General features: G+C 75.4%; 2 protein-coding genes. One reads left to right on the top strand and one right to left on the bottom strand.

What is annotated here, in order from left to right:
• On the bottom strand, nt 1-1,275 hold a 1,275-nt coding region (locus ACWEVO_RS35590; RefSeq protein ID WP_452311794.1), incomplete at its 3' end, for a family 43 glycosylhydrolase.
• Between the two features lie 141 nt (nt 1,276-1,416).
• Here ACWEVO_RS35590 and ACWEVO_RS35585 point away from each other — a divergent pair.
• Nucleotides 1,417-2,054: ArsR/SmtB family transcription factor (locus ACWEVO_RS35585; RefSeq protein ID WP_452311793.1), on the top strand; the 638-nt coding region annotated here is incomplete at its 3' end.

Here is a 2,054-nt window from a genome sequence, read left to right as displayed (position 1 = left end):
GGCGGCGCCGGCCCCGGTCAGCCGCAGGTCGGCCTCCGCGCGGACCTCGCCGCCGGTTCCGGTACGGCTGGTCAGCGCGCCCTCGCCGGTCAGCGTCCCGTCGGCCACCCGCCAGGTGCCCCGCACGGCCCGCCAGCCGGTGAGTCCCGCGTCGGCGAAGCGGTCGTCGATCGGGCCGGTGGTGACCGGGGCGGGCCGCGTCCCGTCGGACGGCCCGGCGCCGCCGTTCACCGTGGGCCAGCCGTCCACCCAGTCGAGCCGGTCCAGCAGCATCGGCCGCTCGTTGACCCCGAACGGCTCGTCGAGGTACGGGTCGGCCCGGTCGATGGCGTGGTAGACGATCCAGTCCTGCCCGGAGAGGTCGGTCAGCACCGCATTGTGCCCGGTGCCGATCCAGCGGTTGCCGTTCTGGGTCAGCACCGGGGTACCACCCGCCCGGGACACGTCGAGCCGCTGACCCTCCCGGTCCACGAACGGGCCGAGCGGGCTGCGTGAGCGTCCGACCTGGACGGAGTAGCCGGTGGCCGGGCCGGCGCAGCAGTTGGCGGTGGAGGCGAAGAGCCAGTACCAGCCGTCGTGCCGCAGCACATAGCTGCCCTCGAACTTGTTGTCGATCGCGACGAGCCGCGGGGTGCCGACCGCGCGCAGCCCGTCGGGGGAGAGTTCGGTGACCGAGATCCCGCCGTAGTAGCTGCCGTAGTAGAGGTACCTGGTGCCGTCCACATCGGTGAACTGGCTGGGGTCGATGGTCCAGAGATAGCCGCCCCCGCCGCCGGGGCGCGGGGCGACCACGGGCTGGTCGGCGAAGGTCCACGGGCCGGCGGGGCTGGGCGCGGTGGCCGCCCCGACGGCGGTGTCGAAGGTGTCGTCGGAGACGGTGGTGTCGGTGACGGTCACGTACATCACCCAGCGGCCGTCGACCCGACGCACGTCCGGGGCCCAGAGCATCGCGCCGGGCGCCGCCCAGGACGGGCGCTGGTCGGCGGTGAAGGCGTCCCCGACGTAGGTCCAGTCGGCGAGGTCGGTGGAGCGGGCGATCGGCACCCGGTGGGGCTGCCGCTCGCCCTCGCGCAGCGGGTCGGAGGTGCCGAAGGCGTACCAGAGGCCGTCGTCGCCCCGGACCACGGCCGGGTCGGCGAAGGTGTCGGCGAAGCGGGCGGAGACCGGGTTCGTGTACCGGGCGGGTGGGCCGGAGTCGGCCGAAGCCGACAGGGCGGGGGTGGTGGCGAGCAACAGACCGAGTGCGGCGGTGACGCCGCGGCGGAGGTGTCCCATCAGACCTGCCTTGGGGGAGGGCGATCAGTCGACGAAGGTCTCTGTCTGTTTACAACGTTGGATACAACGATGTAAAGAGCGCCGCGCCGATGCCTGAACCGTCCGGTGGGGGCCGAACCGTCGCCGTGCCAGCATGGTGGGATGACCACGACCAGCACCGACGGCCGCGGGATGGCCGCGCTCGCCGCGTTGCTCGCCGACCGCACCCGGGCCGGCTTCTGCCTGGCCCTGCTCGACGGCCGGGCGTGGACGGCCGGGGAACTGGCCCGCTCCGCCGGGGTGGCGGCGTCCACCGCGAGCGACCACCTCACCCGGCTCGTCCAGGGCGGCCTGCTGGTCGAGGAGCGGCAGGGGCGGCACCGGTACGTCCGGCTCGCCGGCCCGGCGGTGGCCCAGCTGATCGAGGACCTGGCCGGGCACGCCCCCGCCCCGCCGGCTGCGCCGCGCACCTTGCGCGCCGCGTCGGCCGGCACCGCGCTGGCGTACGCCCGGACCTGCTACGACCACCTCGCCGGGCGGCTCGGCGTGCTGCTGCACGACGCCCTGCTCGACCGGGGCGTGCTGGACCGCGCCGGCGGGCTCGCCCTCACCCCGGCCGGGGTCACCTGGCTGGCGGAGCTCGGCGTACCGGTGGAACCGCTGCGCGCGGCCCGGCGACCGCTGCTGCGGGACTGTCTGGACTGGACGGAGCGCCGGCCGCACCTGGCCGGGGCGCTGGGCGCCGCGCTCTGCCACCGCTTCCTCGACCTCGGCTGGACCGTACGCGGCACCGGCCGGGC

The organism is Micromonospora sp. NPDC003776 (assembly GCF_053605645.1).
Note: the sequence above shows the minus strand (reverse complement) of the source record. Positions and strands in the feature narration are given on the sequence as shown.